Raw genomic sequence first — 17,260 nt, forward strand, 5'->3', positions numbered from 1 at the left:
TGGCTTTTTTAGCCGGCTGCGCCGCCGATATGGCGCGCTATAAAGCGGAAAACCTGATCCAAGACGAAGGCAACCCAGAGGCCGCACTCAAATTACTGCAAGCACAAATGGCCAGTAGCCCAGCTGATTTAAAGCTGAAAATGGCGTATCAAAGCAATTTGCAGCAGTATTTGGCACGCTTACAAGTGGAAGGCGATCAAGCGCGTTCACGTGGCGATACTGCATTGGCGATGAGTCGATACCAGCAAATTCTAAGCTGGGATAGCAATAACGATCGTGCTCGCGAAGGGATTCGTTTGATTGAGATCGGCATTCGCCATAACTCAATGCTCAAATACGCACAGGAAATCAAAGACAGCCGCCCAGATGAATCGCTGAATTTAGTGCTGCAAATCTTGGCGGAAAATCCCCGCAATGTGCAAGCGCAAGTGCTGCGCAACGAAGTAGAAAGCCGTAAAGCGCGGGAAGTGAATCTGCGCCCTGCTTTGGCGCAAGCACTCAAAAGCCCGATTTCGCTGCAGTTTCGCGATCAAAGCATGATGAGCGTGTTTGATATTATTTCGCGCATTGGTAAGGTTAATTTTATCTTTGATAAAGACGTCGCCCCCAATTTAAAAACCACGATTTACGCGCGCGACACCACCGTCGAAGACGTGATTAATCTGATTTTGGCGACCAATCAACTGGATAAAAAAATCCTCAATGACAACACCATCCTGATTTATCCCAAACGGCCAGATAAAGATCGCGATTACAAAGACATGGTGATGCGCACCTTCTATTTGTCCAATGCCGACCCCAAGCAAGTGCTGTCCATGATCAAACAAATGATCAAAACGCGCGACGTGTATATCGACGAGCGTTTATCGATGTTGGTGATGCGCGATACTCCCGACGCCATTGCCGTGGCAGAGCGCTTGATCGCGGCGCAAGATATTCCGCAATCGGAAGTCTTGATGGACGTTGAAGTGCTTGAAGTGAGTAATAGCGACGTGCTCGATTTGGGGATTCAATATCCGAACTCCATCAGTGCCACGGTGTATGGCAATGCAATCGGCGCGGTACCGACTGTTACGACCAATACCGTTGGCAATGTCACTACGCAGACAACCAGCAACAACACCAAAATTGCCGGCTCGGTCACGCTAGATCAAATTGGTAATCTGAATAAAGGCGATGTACTGGTTAATCTAGGCTCGCCGACGGTGACGGCCAATTTCTTGCAAAGCAAGGGCAAAACCAATATTTTGGCCAACCCGAAAATTCGGGTTAAAAACCGCGACAAAGCCAAAATCCTCATTGGCGATCGCGTTCCCGTGGTCACCACAACGGTGTCCAATGGCACCAGCACTGAAAACGTCAATTACCAAGACGTGGGTTTAACGCTCAATGTTGAGCCGATACTAACGATTGATAATGAAATCAGCGTAAAAGTGACGCTCGAAGTCTCCAATATTGTTAAAACTATTCCGACCAAATCAGGGCTGTTGGTTTACCAAATTGGTACGCGCCGCGCCGAAACCAATATGAGTGCGCGTGATGGTGAAACCCAAGTCTTAGCGGGGCTGTTGTCGCGCCAAGAAGCCGAAACTGGCTCGGGCTTACCGTTCCTGAGTTCTTTACCGGTGCTGGATCGAATTTTTGGTACCAATAAAACCGAGAAAAGCAAAACCGAAATCATTTTGCTGATTACTCCAAGAGTCGTGCGATCGTTGCCGATTCCATCGTCGTATATCACCAATTTTGAAAGCGGTACCGAAGGCAGTATCAGCACCGACCCATTGCGCCTGCGCAATTCATCGACGGTGTTAATCAATAGCCAAGGTGGCTCGCCTGCGCCGTATATTCCACCGGCACCGGCACCGGCACCAGAACCGCAACCGCAACCGCAGCAGCAACAACCGCAGCAACAACCCGCACCGGCAACGCCAACTGAAGCCACGCCGCCAGCGCCAACGCCTGTCCCACGGGGTGGCGGTATGGGTCGTCGATAATGCGGTTTGCTGCTGGATTTACGCTGATTGAATTGATGGTGACGTTAACCATTTTGGCGGTACTTGCGACTGTGGCTTTGCCATTGTCGCAAGTGGCGGCAACGCGCAATCGTGAAGACGATTTGCGCCGAGCGCTCTGGCAAATTCGCAATGGCATCGATCAATACAAAGCGGCGGTCGATGCCGGCCGCGTGAATAAATCACTCGATGAGTCGGGCTTTCCACCCACGCTAGACACCTTGGTGGACGGCGCTAAAGATTTAAAAGACCCGGCGGGGAAAAAAATCTATTTTTTACGCCGCTTACCGCGTGACCCATTTTGCGATTGTCCAAGTAAAAGCAATGCCCAAACTTGGGGCCTACGCAGTTATGCCAGTCCACCCGAAGCGCCAGCTGAAGGCCGCGACGTGTATGATATCTACTCGATTTCAACGCAAACGGGTTTAAATGGAGTGCCATATCGTGAGTGGTAAGCAAAGCCGAGGCTTTACGCTGATTGAACTTTTGGTGGTGCTAGCGATTATGGCTAGCCTCTTGACGCTGGTCGTGCCGCGCTATTTTCAGCAAACCGACCGCGCGCAAGAAACCGTACTCAAGCACAATCTGGTCGCGGTGCGTGATGGGATTGATAAGTTTTATGCCGATACTGGCCGCTACCCGAATAATTTAGACGAATTGGTCAGCCGCAAATATTTGCGTGAAGCGCCGCTCGACCCGATCACCAGCCAGCGTGACTCATGGATTATTGTGCCGCCCGAATCTGGTACTGGCGTCTACGATTTAAAAAGTGGTGCCCAAGGCACAGCCAAAGATGGCACTCAGTACAGCACCTGGTAAGCGCGTAACAGCGTGCCGCCTGCCGCACCCACAGCAAGGATTTGCCTATGTCTGGGCCTTGATGTTGGTCTTGATTATGGGGATTTACCTCGCGCAAGTCGGTGAAGCGTGGCAAAACCGCATTCAGCGCAGCAAAGAAGAAGAACTGATGCGCGTCGGCAATGAAATTCGCCTCGCCATCAAGCAATACAGCGAGCAAAACAGCACTGCTGGCCTGCAATACCCCAAAACGCTGCAAGATTTAGTGCAAGACCCGCGAGTACCCTTCCCTCGACGCTATTTGCGTAAAGCGTATAAAGACCCCATTACGGGTGGCGATTGGCTGATGATTGGCGGCCCCGGCGGCGGCTTTATGGGCGTGCAAAGTCCATCATTGCAAAAACCACTGAAAAACGACCAATTTATCCAAGAAAATGCCAGCTTTAAAGACGCCAAGTCTTACCAAGACTGGCGCTTTGCCCACTGGCCGAATCAAGGTGGCGGCCGAAAGTAACCCCGCCATGAACATCGCCCAATACCAATGGGTATTTACCGCTAGCCTTTAAGCTAAAAAGCCAAGCGACCAATACCCTATTAGGCGTAATAGCGTTGCGAGAATTCCAGCATTCGCTCAATCGGTAAGCGTGCTGCATCCATATCGCTGGCAGTCAGATAATCAATCTCGGTACCCTGCCCCGCTTGGGCACGTTTCACCGCTGCAATCGTGTTCATTTTCATATACGGGCAAGAATTACACTGGCAACCGGCGTAAATCGGCGCTTGCTCAATCGTTAGGTCTGGGCGAGCCAAGCGCATATTGTACAAAATGCCGTCTTCGGTCGCGACGAAGATCACGCCATCGGGCTCTTTGTCATACGCTTTAATCCAGTTCAACATACCTGAGGTTGAACCGACGTAATCGGCTTGCTGCAGCACTGGCAATGGGCTTTCAGGATGGGCAATCAAGTATTTGGCGGTGCTGCACGCAGCAAATGCTTCATCGAGCGCCGCTTGGTTAAACTTATCATGCACTTCACACACCGCCGACCATAAAGGCATATCGTAGCCGTGCTGGAAGTTCAAATACGCGCCCATATTCCGATCTGGCGAGAAAATAACCTTTTTACCTTCGGCGTACAAATGCGCAATGATGTCGTCCACATTGCGGCTGGTGACGATCCAATCTGACAACGCTTTGTGTTCGGCCGAGCTATTGATATACGACACATGCACATGATCAGGATACGATTCACGCCAAGCTTTCAGCGCGCTCACATCGGTTTGCGTCACCAAAGAACAGGTTGAACCGGCATCAGGCAAAATCACTTTGGCATTCGGGTTCAAAATTTTAGCGGTTTCCGCCATAAAACGCACACCGGCAAACACAATAATATCGGCGTCGGCATCGCGAGCAAACAACGACAATTCCAAACTATCGCCAACCTTATCCGCCATTTGCTGGATTTCAGGCTGGGTATAATAATGAGCAAGCGTCACAACGCGTGGCATGGGACTATCCTTAAGCAAGCTACAAAAAATAAAGGCGATGCAATCAATACACCGTCATCAATACACCAATCTTACCATGCCTGCCGCCCGCTTTTTTGCCAGAAATGCAGGGGGCCGCACGATTATTTCGCAATTGAGTAGAAAAATATTGCAGTTCCTCTTGACAGCTTCATCGCCCTTGTCCATAATTCGCCTCCTCTGCAAATCACATCGATCTGCAGACACGGATGCGGGATTAGCTCAGTTGGTAGAGCGATACCTTGCCAAGGTATAGGTCGAGAGTTCGAGTCTCTTATCCCGCTCCAAAAAAAAAGAAAAAATGGCGTAGTACAGTAACAGCAGTTTAGGCTGCGGGATTAGCTCAGTTGGTAGAGCGATACCTTGCCAAGGTATAGGTCGAGAGTTCGAGTCTCTTATCCCGCTCCAAAAAAAGAAAAAAATGGCGTAGTACAGTAACAGCAGTTTAGGCTGCGGGATTAGCTCAGTTGGTAGAGCGATACCTTGCCAAGGTATAGGTCGAGAGTTCGAGTCTCTTATCCCGCTCCAAAAAAATGGCGTAGTAAGCAGCATCAGCAGTATCGATGCGGGATTAGCTCAGTTGGTAGAGCGATACCTTGCCAAGGTATAGGTCGAGAGTTCGAGTCTCTTATCCCGCTCCAATTTTTAGTATTAATGAAGTTGTTATTCATTAATCAGTACGACCCCTGGCGGGGTAGCAAAATGGTTATGCCGCGGCCTGCAAAGCCGTTTACGCCGGTTCGATTCCGGCCTCCGCCTCCAACAATAAAGTACGATTCATCGGACTTTAAAAAATGCTGACGCAGTAATGCACAGCGCTCGGATGGTGAAATTGGTAGACACAAGGGACTTAAAATCCCTCGCCGAAAGGTGTGCGGGTTCAAGTCCCGCTCCGAGCACCAACAAATACAAGGCTTCCAGCCTTATACCTACCCAAGGTATGTAGTAACAATAGAATCTGGGGAACGATGTGGGGAACGATAAAATCGCTCCCCTATTTTTTTGCCTAAAATTCTACTCTAAACTTATTTTCTACAATCTAGCTACGCACGCCTCGCAACACAGCCCCTAACCCCAATGAAGTATTAGAACTCCCCGCCGTTCGCCCGCTCCAACTCTTGATGATAACCCGACCAATTTGGCATGTGCTCAGCCACCAGCGCCCAAAACGCTTTTGAGTGGCTTTTCTCGACCGTATGGCATAGCTCATGCACAATGATGTAATCCTGCACCGCAGCAGAAAGCTCCATAATGCGTGGGTGAAACTCGATGATGTTGTTGGCGTCACAACTGCCCCAGCGGCCCTGAAAGTGTTTGATGCGCCCACCATGCGATACCAAGCCCGTTTTCTTTTCCCAGTAGCGCAAGCGTGGCAATAACTTGCTGTGAGCACGCTCCATATAAAATCGAGTCAGAAATGGCGCTAACTGCGCTGGCGTAATACTTGTACCTGCTGGGTTTTGAATCAAAAATCGAGAGGCAGTAAAACGCAGCGCCACCCCTTTTGCATCAGGCTGATGTTGCACTTCAACGTAATAGCTACGGCCCGCATAACGCAGTCGGCTGCCCGTAACAATGATTTCTTCAGCGACCAGTTGATTGACTTGTTGGCGCTTCTCGCAAATCCAGCGCGCCCGTTGCCGAATGAGCTGGGTCTGCTCTTCAACCGTCGCATCAGGCCCACGCAGCAGCACCAGCTCGCCGCGTTCAACGGTGATGTAATGGCGCTTGAGGTCGGGGGCCAGCTCAAAGCGCCATTCAATGAGTGTTTGACCGTAGGCGAAACTAGGCATGATTTTTAACCATGCCCATACAAATGGTTATGTCTTTGAAAATCATACGCCTGTTTTACCTTCAAATTTACCTACCCTATCTTAAAGTGCGTTCCTTCATTGCCAGTCGTTCCTTCTTCATCTTTACAACGAATTACCTTCAAAAACGAAGCGGGTTCTCCCTGCTCAGACATCGTCAACTGAATCCAATTCAGATTCTTACCGTCTTTCAGCTCCCAACAACAGCCGTCCTCTAGAGGATAACTCGGGTTGTCTGGTGACATTAAAACAAAAAACACTTTTAAGTTAAGCTCATTAAATGACCAAAATTTTCCATCGTCATCTTGCTGATTTCCCAGCAACCTATTAAGTCTGGATATTTTCTCAGGTAACTGTTTACCACTCCAACTACCTTCGCCTTTAGCCTCAATCAAAATAAGCGTATTGTGAAAAGCAATAATAAAGTCGATATCTTGTTGCGTCCCAGCAATTAAGGGAGGCTCAGTTTTATGATTACTAAACACCCTATTCAAGCTTTTTTCGCCATGCCTGAGAGTATAAAAAGCACCCACGAGCCAATCGATGTGGTAATCCATTGCCCACCAAGCATCTAGTGGTATCTCGACCCTTTCTGCGGAAAGGGCCACACTAAGCCTGCCGATAAAGGTTTTACCCAGGCTTGGGTTATCTAGCGCATTATTGATTAACCAATAACGCTCTTTGCGATTAAATTTTTTCAAAACCTCAACAAGATTGTTTTTCAAGATACTCACCTCAATTCTTCAGCAAAATATCAAACAATTGATTGGCATGTTCACGCGCCACGGTACGCTCCCAGCCTGCCAGCGGCATTAATAATCGGCGTAATAAGTCGCGTACTTCAGGGTGAACATCACGCATCTGCTTCCAGTTGTGCGCGGCCAAGGTATTACTCAACTCCACATGCTCAAACACCTTGGTCGTGATGACTTTAGCCACATCACCAGTCAACTCTTTGGCCAAATAGTGATATGCCGCCGTCTGTGCTGCATTTGCAAAGCCAGATTTATCTTTATCGCGGATTTGCTGCCCAAATAGCTCTAGCTGCTCTAAAAACTGCACCTGCGTGATGCGGCCTGCTTTTTCTTCGAGTAGTAGTTTTGCCAACTCTTCAGCCAGCTTGTCAAAAAAAGCAGGGTCTTTATCTCGGCCCGTCACAATCGTATGCTTGAGCTGATTTTTCATCGTCAGGGCTTGGCTGCCTGCGTTTGCACCGCGCTTGAGGCGTGCCATATCACTGGCATCCAGAATCGACACTTCATGCCCTAGCAGGCTTTTGGCTGGGCTGGCGGCGATGTATTCATCCAGTAATTGCTGAAGTAGCGCCGATTCCAGTTTGGTAATCCGCTCCTGATATGCATTGCTTGGTAACTTATCGCGCAACATCAGGCGAATTTCGCCAAACAACGTGAAATACGGTTTGAACGGAATGCCGCGCACGTCGGGCAAAATAATGTCGAGTGAGCGGTTAAATTGCTTCACCAGCGCGATAAATTCTTCGACGCTATCAAGGCGGGTATCGGGGTCAAGATACTGCTCGGCGTCGTCTTTATAATCTTCACGCTGCGTCACAGGGTCGTGCTTACGCGGCAGCAGCTTTAAAATCCGCTCTAGCGTTGCCTGCGCTTTCGGGATTTCACTTTCTACGCCTTCCCACACCTGCGATGGTTTGACTTCACCACCGTAAATTTTCAGCGCATGGTCGAGGTGTTCGACTACACCGTGGTAATCAACGATATAACCCGCATTTTTGCCCGCCAAAGTGCGATTCACCCGCGCAATCGCTTGCAGCAGCGTGTGTTCTTTCAGCGGTTTGTCCAGATACATTGTCCCCACAATCGGCGCATCCCAGCCAGTGAGCAACATATCCGATACGATAATCAAGCCGATATTATTGGCGTGAATTTGGCCGTCGCGGCCTTTGCTTTCATCACCATAGGGCAACGGGAATAATTTACTCACAAAGGTACTGATTTCATCAGGCAAGATAGCAACAGGCGTTGTCTTGGCTTTGATTTCAGCTTTGATACGTTCTTCAATTGAGGCAATCTCGGCGACATCGACCCCGCGTTTTTCAGCCTCTTCGGCTTCGGTATGCCCAGTGCGTTTTGACGTAATCCCCGCCAGCGAAATCACGACGCGGCTTTCAAATGTCGGCAAACCCAACTTAGCCCGTTCCATCATTTTGGCGTCGAGCAAATCCTTATACGCCACGGCCATATCGCGGCCATCGCAAACCAGCATGGCCTTGAGTCCTTTTGCCTGCACATTGGCTAAAAAATGCTCGGTCAAATGCTCGGCCACTTTATCCAAGCGGTCAGCGGCTTCGCGCCATTTTTGCAGCAAAGCTTTTTTCAGCGCGTACTGTCGAACTTCGGATTCGTCGCCAAATTTTTCTTTAAAGGCTTTATCGAGGTCGCCACTGGCCACCAGCTCAATCCACGCATCCAAATACTTAATCGGCAGCGTTGCGCCGTCGGCGACCGCTTCGTGTAGGCGATATTCGTCAATATATTCGCCACCGCCAAACTCACCCAGCGTGTGTTTGTCGTCTTGCAGTAGCGGCGTCCCTGTAAAAGCCACAAACTTGGCGTTCGGCACGCTAGCGCGCATAAACGCGGCCAAAAAGTCGTATTGGCTGCGGTGCGCCTCATCGACCAGAACATAAAAATTAGCTTTATTACTCAGCACTCGAAAAGTGATTTTCTCCCGCGCTACCTCGACCCATTTCGCCTTGAGCAACACGCCGTCAGCGTCGACTTTGCCAAAATGGGCATTAGTCTGCTCAACGATATAAAAATCATTGTCGACCCGAACCCGCACATGCCGCGAGGCTTGCTCGTTCGGTTTTAAAGTATCGCCGTCATCCACATCTTCAGGTGTATCTGGCCCATCACTCTCAGTTTCCTCGTCTTGCTCTTGGAATTTATGCACCGTGCTGGTCAACACGCTACCGTAGTCATTCGATAGAATTCTAATTAGGCCATCGACCGAACCCGCCTTCATCGTCTTAATGCCAATGGCGCAAAACGTCTCAAAAATCTGTTGGTCGAGGTCTTTGCGGTCGGTTAGCACCAGTACGGTCGGGTTGTTTAAACCCAAAGCATCACTTCTTAAATACCGTGCCAGCAGCGCCATCGTCAGCGACTTGCCGCTACCCTGCGTATGCCACACCACGCCACCAACAGGATTCGGCGCAGTCAGGCGGGCCACTGTTTTGCGAATTGCCCGCCACTGTTGATAGCGCGGCAATTTTTTCATTACCTTGCCGTCGCGCACTTCAAACAACACCAAATGCGTAATCAGCTCAAGGAAGCGGCTCGGTTCAAATAGCGCCCATAGCAGCTCGTCCTGCTCACTAGGGTCATCCCCCAGCACTGCAATCACCTGCTGCCGTTCCGCCTCTTGCAAGCGGTAACGCGCATAGTAATCGGGTTTGGTCGCAATCGCGGCATAACGGCCTTCGCGGCGGTTGAGGCCCACCAGCACTTGGTTAAATACGAACTGTGGCGCAAAGCTGCGCTGATACCCATCGAGCTGGCCTAGCGCCTCTTCCATTCTATGGTGCGATGCTTTGCACTCAATCATCGCCAGCGGCAGCCCATTCACAAACAACAGCAAATCAGGGCGAAATGCATCACCGTCGGCATTAGCCCCGACAAACTGGTCAACCACATGAAAGTCATTATTCGCTGCATCGCTCGCGTCAAAAAACCGCACGCTTTTCATAAAGCCCAGCGCGTCTTTAACCTGAATATCACTACGGTGAACCACCTGCTCCCAAAATGCGCGGTTAGCGGGTATCAACTCATCATTCACCCGCTTTTTAAGCTCAATCACCGCCGCCGCAACGCCGCCTGCCGTATCGGCCAGCCAAGGGTTCAGCATCAGCAAACGCGCTTGCAACACATCCAGCATGACGGGAGCCAAATGGCGCGGTTCAGGCTTGATGGTTTTGCCCGATAGATGCTGGTAACCCAGCTTTACCAAACTGGCGATGGCAGGGTTTTCGACGCCGATTTTTTCAGCTTGGCTCATTCAATAATCTCAGTAAGCGCATTTCTAAGTCGCAAGACAAAAGTCTTCACGCATCGTTGCTTCGCCTTGCGTGAAAACTTTTGTACCATTACGTGTTTTACAAAGTGGTTTCCTGCAAAACAGCCAAACGTATCAACCTGCAGGAAACAGTAGGTATTGCCTTGTAAACATTAAAATTAAAAGGCTACTGAGGCATACCCAACATAAACCAATACGGCTTAAAGCCTTCTTTGACGCATTCCGCCACCAGCGCCACAAACGGCGCTAGGTCGCCATCGACGCAGGCGGTATCAAGGGCTTCGTAATAGGCCAAGCGGCGCTCGACAGGCAATACAATGGCAGGGAAGCCCGATTTAATTAGCTCTAGGTTCAGCAGCAAGCGCGCAGTGCGGCCATTGCCGTCGATAAACGGGTGGATTTTGACGAAATCTAAATGCAGCTTGGCGGCGCGCTCAATAGGATGTAGCGCGTGCGCCTCGGTATCGTACTGACTTTGTTCATACCAGCGCAGCAAAGCCACCATTTGCTCTGGCACTTGCAACATATCGGGTGGGATATGTCTTGCGCCTGCAATCGTCACATTCAACTTGCGATACGTGCCAGCATTTTCGTCGTCGATTTGCTTCAAAATCAGCCGATGCAAATTGCGGATTTGCCACTCGCTAAATGGCTCTTCGCGGCGGGCAATCTCTTCCACATACAAAATCGCATCGCGATGATTGATGGCCTCAAAATGCTCACGCAGCAACTTACCGCCCACGGTAATACCTTCCAGCACCACCTTGGTTTCCATTAGCGTCAGCGTATTGCCTTCAATCGCATTCGAGTTATACGTCCAGCGCAGCACCAGCTCATCGTGCAAATTACGCACCGCAGCAGGTGGCAAGGGGCGCAACGCATCGAGTTTGGCTTTGCTCGCATCCAACTCAATCAGCAGTGCTGCCAATTCATTTTTCACCGTCATATCCTTCTCTCCTTGCGACCCGATACACCACGACCGCCAACCATTAACAGCAGCACAATATCGTTGCCTTTTAAATTACAACTTTGCAGTAGCTAACTCTAAAAAGCACTGTGCCCAATTTAGTCAGCTATTACTTCACGCACCATCAAACGATGAATCTCCTCTACAGCCCACCTTGTGGTTGCATGTAAATTGATTTGTTTCGGCACAGGAACCAACTCGGACAAACCATTTTCACAATCTCTTTCCCACCCCGAAGAATCATCGGAATCTAGCCACAAAAATACACGCTCTTGCTGTGATAACTTGGACAATTCATTATGAACCTGCAGTTCAAGTTGACTATCGACCACCTCACCAAGCATGGAATCACTTGCTAGTACATCGCAATACTCTGCCCACATAGAACTAAAACCATCTCCGTGAACACCAAAAGCGGGCTGATGCCTCAGCTCAGAAATCACGCGCAAAGTTAAACGCTCCCGTAACAGGGGGGCTGTATCACTGGCCAATGACCGTAACCAAGCGAATAGTTGTACCGCATTGCCTTGCACTTTCTCGATAATTTCCTCTGGCGTTTCCATTTCACGACGTGCATCGCCACGCATGCACAATAGCCCTACCATTTCAGGCTGAAAAAGCTGCGTCGGCAAAGCGAAGGTCAGTGAGTCTATTTCTTCCAGTAAAAACGAAAGCGAGTCATACGACACATCAATCGCGCCGCGCATAGGCCAAAGATGTGATTGCGTTGCCTGAAAAATTTGCGTCAAAGCATAGTCAGTGAGTAGCCCGCGTAAATCAAATAACACCGCCCGCAATGCGGGACCTAAACGTACAGTAGCAATTGCAGCTTCTTGCGCACGGTCAACTAATTCTTCTGGGCTAATTCCATCGCCACGCAATATCAGTAATTGAGCATCAGGCAATAAGCGCACAGAATAAATACCGCGATGAATACCATCGCAAAATTGATAGCGCAGAAGTGGTAATAGCTCGATATTATCCTGCTGCTGCATAAGCTCACATGCACGAGTAGGGTCTAGATAATCTTCACGAATTTGCATACGATGTTTCCCCGCCGTTTCTCATATCACGCTTCACCCACCAAAATCGATTACTGCGGGTTACTGCCTAAAGGATTAAGTAATGAAATAATTTGGCTTCAAATATTGCTAATTGTTTATCCATCTATGAAATAGCTGCGCCACAACAAACAGCCCATACCTAACAGCACAATATCGTTGCCTTTTTAGCTACGAACGTAGCCTTTTAGGCTACAACCTCAGCCCAAACTAAACGCCCCTTGTTCGCTCAGCTCGGTATCGCTGGCGGTGAAGTCACGCTTGTAGTTCGGCCCTAGCAGCGTCAACCCTGCCAGCAGGCCATCGCTGACCAAAGTCGCCCGCCATATTCGCGTCGATAAAACATTGCGCCATCACTGAATCAACAACCATTACGATGTATATCCACCAAAACTAATATTAACAATGACTACAAGCCAATACATGCTTAAGCGACTTTAACCCGCCACTCACCCGTCAACAGCTTTTGCATCAAGCCGCGTTTTAGGGTTTGGTAGTGGGTTTGTTTGCTCAACAACTTATCAATTTTTGCCTCAATGCTATCTATCATGTCGGCGATGTATAACTGCTCGGCTAATGTAGGAACAATCAGCTTAAACTTCTTAAAGTCTTTAACATTAATGTGCTTGATTGTTGAACCTACAAAAATACTGTTCATGCCACCTGTATTTTTTAAATAGTTAAGCTGATATGAGGCAAAGCGAGAATTAAGAACGTCTTTATTTGGTCTACTAATTATTAAGGCGTGGCAATTTGAGCGCCCCATCGTATCTGGGACAACTGCCGTTGTGCCAATGTGACCAGACTGCACTGTCAACAAATCACCAGCCTCTAAGTTGGACTTGCTCTGCTTCGAGTGAAAATCTTCGGTTATATAAATTTCTTTCTTAAAATCAAATCTGTTTTCACGGATATTATTGCTCTGAAAGTATGGAACGCCATTTTCCTTATCGGCATAAAATGGAGTAGCAGTCCCGACAAAACCATTTGACATAAAAGAAACTAAAGACCCTAATTCTTCATAGCGCCAGCCAGCAGGAACCTCGCCCAGCTCGGTTTGTTGAAATTCGGTGTGGGCGTGCCATTGGCCGTTGGCGTCTTGGGTGCCGACGCCTTGGCTGAACAGGGTTTGCATCAGGCCGCGCTTGAGCGTGTTAGTCGCGGCTATCTGCCGCGCAATCACGTCCAGCTTGTCGTCCACCGCCCCAAAAATCGCCGCGATTTTTTCTTGTTCGGGTACAGGTGGAATGCCAATAGAAAAACCGCGTATTTGCTGAAAATTCAGTCCTTCACGATTGCCGCCAGCTTGAAGCCTATTAATTTGTCCTTGCCCTAAATCGGAACCCAAAAAATGGGCAAGAAAGTATGGGTTCAATGTTTCAGTGGTCCGAATAATACAAACATGCTGATTAACATTTCCAACTGTAAAATCATCAGGAAGCACAGCACATCGTCCAATAGATGCGCCTGTAATATTCAAAAGCACATCTTTAGGATTTAAGAACGAGCCCTTCATTCGTTGATGCTGTTCTTCAGATATGTAAGCAACATCAGATAGGTTAAGCTTTCCCCACAGTACATTTTGACTGCGAATCAGCGGAACACCCTCAGAGAGATAGGACTCACTGCCGCCTTTAGGTGTAATGCCGCTACCTACCTTAGATACGTGAAAATCAAGCTTTGATTCGTCCCAATCTTTAGGAATCCACCCAATCGTCGTTTCTTTATACCCTGCCTTGCCGACCACGCTCATCGCGCCAACTCGACGCGTAGGAGCGGGCTTGCCCGCGAAGGTTTTTCCACGACGGCATTCGCGGGCAAGCCCGCTCCTACGAGAACAATACCAAGGGTATTTGACTCTAGCCCATCATAAACAATGGCTGGATTGATATACCCTTTATTAAAAATCCAACTCATTGCCCCGACTCCAGCAAACCTAACTCAGCCAGATAGCCGTTCAGGCGTGCGTCAATGGCCGCTTCGTCATCAGCCAGTGCAGCCAGTTGCGCCAGCGTGGCGGCTACATCGACTACGTCTTCGACTTCGCCATTGTCGATATAACGGGCGATGTTCAGATTGCCGTCGTTGCCACGGATTTCGGCCAGCGGCACGACGCGGCAGTAATTATCCACTTCGGTTTGTGACGCAAACGCGGCTTTATGCGTGGCGCTGATGCGGGTGATGTCTTCTGCACGCAGGCTGTTTTGCGCTTTACCCTCGGCGTAGTCGGCGCTGGCGTCGATGATGATGACTTTATCTTTCAGTGCTGCGGGTTTGGCTTTGTTTAGTACCAGCACGCAGGCGGGAATGCCCGTGTTGTAAAACAGTGCCGACGGCAAGCCGATAATGGCTTCAATCAAATCACCCTGTTGGTTTCCACTGGCTGCGTCGGTGCCAAATAGCAGCCCGTCGCGGATTTTGCCTTCTTCACCGCTGCGGAACAGCACACCATGCGGCAGCACGACGCACATGCGGCCATTGTCTTTTAGGCTGGCAAGCATGTGCTGCACAAAGGCCAAATCGGCATAGCCACGCGGTGGCACGCCATACACAAAGCGGCCATACGGGTCGCTAACCTGTTTGTAATTGGGCGACTTGGCCTTGGTGCCATTTTCGCTTTCAGCTTCGGCGGCCAGCTCTAGCGGTGCCCACCATGCTTTGGCCGAAAATGGCGGATTGGCAATCACGCGGTCGAAGGTACGCAGGTAAGTGCCATTCAAGTGCTTGGGGTCAACCAGCGTATCGCCTTTGGCAATGCCGTCGACGCTCATGTTGTGCAGGTAAAGATTAAGCTTGGCAATCGCCCACGTACCAAGGTTTTTTTCTTGGCCGAACAGCAGTACATTGGGCTTGCCCATCACCAAGCCATTGGGCTGCGCGGCAACGTGGTGCGCGCTTTCGACCAACATCCCGCCACTGCCGCAAGTCGGGTCATACACATGCTGCCCAGCCTGCGGGTCGAGAATATTCACCAGCAATTGCACCACGCCCTTGGGCGTGTAGAACTCGCCACCTTTTTTACCCGCGTCGTCGGCAAATTGCTTAATCAGGTATTCATAGGCGTCGCCGAGCATATCGGCTTTATACAGGTCGTCGTTGCCGAGTTTGTATTGGTTAAAGTGGCGCAAGAGGCGCTGCAATACATGGTCGGACAATTTTTGTTTGTCGCCGTATTGGGTGGCGGTCAGCACGTATTGCAATTCAGGGTTGTAGGCCTCGATGGCGGCGAAGGCTTTATCGAGTGCTTCGCCTAAATTTTCGGTGCGAATAATCAGCGACGACCAGCGGGCATCAATCGGAAATGTGCCGTGTTTTTCTTGTACTTCGTCTTCCGCTTCACTACCTGATACGCCTTCTGCCGCGACCAAGGCGCGAACGCGTTCTTCAAATACGTCGTTAAAGCGTTTCAGAAACAAGAGGCCAAAAATATAGTTTTTGAAATCAGACGAATCAATCGAGCCGCGCAGAATATTGGCCGATTCCCACAGCCAAGATTCAAGATTTTCTAGCGTTAATTTTTCAGACATGGGTCACTTTGCAAAATGAATAACAAGCCGCACAGCGCAATGCGCCGAGCGTAAAAATAGGTGGTCAGCACGATGCTGACGCGAAGGTGACATCTTAATGGATTGGGTCACTAACAGGGGATTTAAACCAAGAGAAGCCAAGCAATTGCAACTAATACTCAAGCGGCCAGTTGCCTAATTCGCGCTCAGCCTACAGCAGCAAAATTTAAGCGACTTTTTATGCAGTAGCCCTAGTTGCGCCTATCTGCCGATTGGCGCGGGCATCCATGAATGGCATTGCGAGCCGCCAAACGCAGCCCTATTAATTAAAGCCACTTTGGGGAGTTTGAAGATGGCTAACGAGGAAAAAAGTCGTTTGGAAAAGTGGCAGCGCATTTGGCAACGGTGCAGTTACGACACTCAATTGGCATTAGCCGAGCTACATTACTACGCAATTCGTTCACCAAAAAAGACCGACAGAGCGCCGTATTTGTCGCAAGCACTAAACAGTTGGCGACCCATGACAGAAGATTGGCCATCACTACTATGGCAAGGCTACTGCAAACGCAAACAGCTCCACCCGCAATGCTCCCACCTCAAATCCATCATTTTTTACACGCGGTTATTACTTAAAGAAGCGCTGAGGTAGCGATGTTTTAGCGTAGAAATAGCCCATCAATTGCCCCCTCAGACTGACCAATTCTGTCATAAAACCCAGAGTTTTAATGCTAGGTGAAAATGACTAGTTTAGACTGCGTGACAGGCAGCAGTCGGCAAGAAGCAGACTCTTATTATTCGAGGTAAATTTGAGCATTTACAAAAAAGCCTTTCTATACACATCAAGAACAATTGTTCTTATGCTATTGGTTATCTTGTTTGTTGATTTGGCTTTACCTGAAAAAGCAATTGTTTTTGGCATCCATATCACGACAGGAATACGGGGTATTATTTCAATGCTCTTGCTTTATCTTGTAATTGTTTTTTCATTTTCTCCAGCTCTCGAAGAATTCAAAAGAATCAAAAAACAAAGCAATAAATAATTGAGTCGACTGTGACTGCTTTGGGTCGGATGCTGCCACTACAGCCCACAAGTTAAACCTATAAGTTCGAGTTGCAACATTCGGCGCAGCACTCACAAATCGCTCAGCAAGACTCTTAAAACTCAAGACCATACAATTTTATTTCGCGCTTTACTTGTTTCATCACCCGCATGGTATCCCGCAAACGCACCCGCACTCGATTACTACAAAAGCCATGAACAGTCGCATTCTGGCTTGATACGGCCTTGCCCGCTGCCGTGACAGGGCCAGTCGACTTGCGCCAAGGTTGAGTGCGTTGTATCAATTCACGTTGCCGTTGTCGTTGCTCATCCGTCCAAACGCGTGCCATGTTCAACTCCCCGTTCAATTGTTGTTCAATTAATAGTTCGTTCGCGGAAACGGGGTTAATCCACCGCTAGCGATAGCATTAACCCCGATTTAAGCTCGTTTAAGACAGAAGACAATCGCCATAACTCAGCTAA

Annotated in this window: 12 protein-coding genes, 6 tRNA genes and 1 pseudogene; 10 read left to right on the top strand and 9 right to left on the bottom strand. The window is 49.2% G+C overall.

The window, feature by feature from the left end:
* Positions 1 to 539 precede the first annotated feature (539 nt).
* The 4 genes and pseudogenes from K4H25_RS17150 to K4H25_RS14410 all read left to right on the top strand — a co-directional run.
* Positions 540 to 1,697: pseudogene (locus tag K4H25_RS17150) on the top strand (secretin N-terminal domain-containing protein); the annotation flags it as partial.
* A 296-nt stretch (positions 1,698 to 1,993) separates the two neighbouring features.
* Positions 1,994 to 2,467, top strand: coding sequence for a type II secretion system protein (locus K4H25_RS14400; RefSeq protein ID WP_221021115.1), 474 nt, complete (start codon positions 1,994 to 1,996; stop codon positions 2,465 to 2,467).
* The gene (locus tag K4H25_RS14405; protein ID WP_255587724.1) at positions 2,457 to 2,831 is read left to right on the top strand and encodes a type II secretion system protein; all 375 of its coding nucleotides are present in this window, start codon (positions 2,457 to 2,459) and stop codon (positions 2,829 to 2,831) included. The genes K4H25_RS14400 and K4H25_RS14405 overlap by 11 nt, the downstream gene beginning before the upstream one ends.
* Positions 2,806 to 3,324, top strand: a complete 519-nt coding sequence (locus tag K4H25_RS14410) for a type II secretion system protein (protein ID WP_221021117.1) — start codon at positions 2,806 to 2,808, stop codon at positions 3,322 to 3,324. Before K4H25_RS14405 ends, K4H25_RS14410 begins: the two co-directional genes overlap by 26 nt.
* Before the next feature lie 80 nt (positions 3,325 to 3,404).
* Here K4H25_RS14410 and nadA read toward each other — a convergent pair whose 3' ends face one another.
* Entirely contained in the window at positions 3,405 to 4,319 is a 915-nt protein-coding gene (gene nadA, locus K4H25_RS14415; RefSeq protein WP_221021118.1) for a quinolinate synthase NadA, read from the bottom strand.
* A gap of 229 nt (positions 4,320 to 4,548) precedes the next feature.
* On the opposite strand from nadA, the gene K4H25_RS14420 reads away from it, so the two are divergent.
* From K4H25_RS14420 to K4H25_RS14445, 6 genes are all read left to right on the top strand, one after another.
* Positions 4,549 to 4,624, top strand: a tRNA-Gly gene (locus K4H25_RS14420).
* Between the two features lie 45 nt (positions 4,625 to 4,669).
* A tRNA-Gly gene (locus tag K4H25_RS14425) sits at positions 4,670 to 4,745 on the top strand.
* Positions 4,746 to 4,789: 44 nt separating this feature from the next.
* Positions 4,790 to 4,865 (top strand) — tRNA-Gly (locus tag K4H25_RS14430).
* A gap of 37 nt (positions 4,866 to 4,902) precedes the next feature.
* A tRNA-Gly gene (locus K4H25_RS14435) sits at positions 4,903 to 4,978 on the top strand.
* 47 nt (positions 4,979 to 5,025) lie between these two features.
* Positions 5,026 to 5,099, top strand: a tRNA-Cys gene (locus tag K4H25_RS14440).
* Positions 5,100 to 5,154: 55 nt separating this feature from the next.
* Positions 5,155 to 5,239, top strand: a tRNA-Leu gene (locus tag K4H25_RS14445).
* Between the two features lie 183 nt (positions 5,240 to 5,422).
* On the opposite strand, the gene K4H25_RS14450 is transcribed toward K4H25_RS14445, so the two are convergent.
* The 8 genes from K4H25_RS14450 to K4H25_RS14485 all read right to left on the bottom strand — a co-directional run bounded on the left by K4H25_RS14450 (position 5,423) and on the right by K4H25_RS14485 (position 17,127).
* On the bottom strand, positions 5,423 to 6,130 hold the full coding sequence (locus tag K4H25_RS14450) for a YgjP family zinc-dependent metalloprotease (protein ID WP_221021119.1): 708 nt from the start codon (positions 6,128 to 6,130) through the stop codon (positions 5,423 to 5,425).
* Positions 6,131 to 6,201: 71 nt separating this feature from the next.
* Positions 6,202 to 6,873: a hypothetical protein gene (locus K4H25_RS14455; RefSeq protein WP_221021120.1), complete on the bottom strand. Its 672-nt coding sequence runs from the start codon at positions 6,871 to 6,873 to the stop codon at positions 6,202 to 6,204.
* 10 nt (positions 6,874 to 6,883) lie between these two features.
* Positions 6,884 to 10,186: a type I restriction endonuclease subunit R gene (locus K4H25_RS14460; protein ID WP_221021121.1), complete on the bottom strand. Its 3,303-nt coding sequence runs from the start codon at positions 10,184 to 10,186 to the stop codon at positions 6,884 to 6,886.
* Positions 10,187 to 10,370: 184 nt separating this feature from the next.
* Positions 10,371 to 11,150, bottom strand: coding sequence for a Fic family protein (locus tag K4H25_RS14465; RefSeq protein WP_221021122.1), 780 nt, complete (start codon positions 11,148 to 11,150; stop codon positions 10,371 to 10,373).
* 119 nt (positions 11,151 to 11,269) lie between these two features.
* Positions 11,270 to 12,214, bottom strand: a complete 945-nt coding sequence (locus K4H25_RS14470; protein WP_221021123.1) for a hypothetical protein — start codon at positions 12,212 to 12,214, stop codon at positions 11,270 to 11,272.
* A gap of 445 nt (positions 12,215 to 12,659) precedes the next feature.
* Positions 12,660 to 13,985, bottom strand: a complete 1,326-nt coding sequence (locus K4H25_RS14475) for a restriction endonuclease subunit S (protein ID WP_221021124.1) — start codon at positions 13,983 to 13,985, stop codon at positions 12,660 to 12,662.
* 160 nt (positions 13,986 to 14,145) lie between these two features.
* Positions 14,146 to 15,759, bottom strand: coding sequence for a type I restriction-modification system subunit M (locus K4H25_RS14480; protein ID WP_221021125.1), 1,614 nt, complete (start codon positions 15,757 to 15,759; stop codon positions 14,146 to 14,148).
* Positions 15,760 to 16,893: 1,134 nt separating this feature from the next.
* Positions 16,894 to 17,127 (bottom strand): hypothetical protein, encoded by a 234-nt coding sequence (locus tag K4H25_RS14485; RefSeq protein WP_221021126.1) that lies wholly within the window; start codon positions 17,125 to 17,127, stop codon positions 16,894 to 16,896.
* Positions 17,128 to 17,260: the final 133 nt, after the last annotated feature.

Origin of the sequence: Deefgea piscis (genome assembly GCF_019665785.1) — a bacterium.
In the GTDB taxonomy this organism is placed as follows: Bacteria; Pseudomonadota; Gammaproteobacteria; order Burkholderiales; family Chitinibacteraceae; genus Deefgea.